The organism is Robbsia andropogonis (assembly GCF_000970345.1).
In the GTDB taxonomy this organism is placed as follows: Bacteria; Pseudomonadota; Gammaproteobacteria; order Burkholderiales; family Burkholderiaceae; genus Robbsia; species Robbsia andropogonis.
In genome coordinates this window covers 1-491 of record NZ_LAQU01000248.1, presented here as the reverse complement: position 1 = coordinate 491, position 491 = coordinate 1, and the positions used below count along the sequence as shown (strand labels likewise).

Genomic DNA, 491 nt, shown 5'->3' with positions numbered 1-491 from the left:
GATCGTTACCACGGCATTTCTGAACCGCTTGAAGCCGAGCATCACGTGCGTTCTGGACTTGATGTTTCGATGGTCCTGCTCAATCATATTGTTCAGATACTTCGAGGATCGGACTTTCGTGTGTTCAGGCAGCATGCCATCGGCCTTCATCTCCCACACCGCGCGGTGCGAGGCAGCGTAACCATCGAGCGTGATAGTCTCTGGTGGCTGTCCCTGATGCTTGATCGCCTTGTGAAAAAAGGCTTTGGCTGCTGCGACATCGCGTTTGGCCCTGAGTAAGAAGTCCACCGTCTGGCCATCTCGATCGACAGCCCGGTACAGGTAGACCCATTTGCCACGAATCTTTATATAGGTCTCGTCGACTCGCCACGAGCCACCGGAAGGGATCGCGAATCGGTTCCAGCGTTTAACGAACTCTGGGGTAAAGCGTTTCACCCAGCGCATGATGGTGGTGTGAGCCAGCGATAAACCGCGCTCAGCCATCATTTCCA

Annotated in this window: 1 protein-coding gene; it reads right to left on the bottom strand. The window is 54.6% G+C overall.

All coding sequences use genetic code 11. From position 1 onward, the window contains the following. A partial coding sequence (locus WM40_RS27370) for an IS6 family transposase (RefSeq protein WP_046154702.1) occupies positions 1 to 491 on the bottom strand: 491 nt, incomplete at both ends.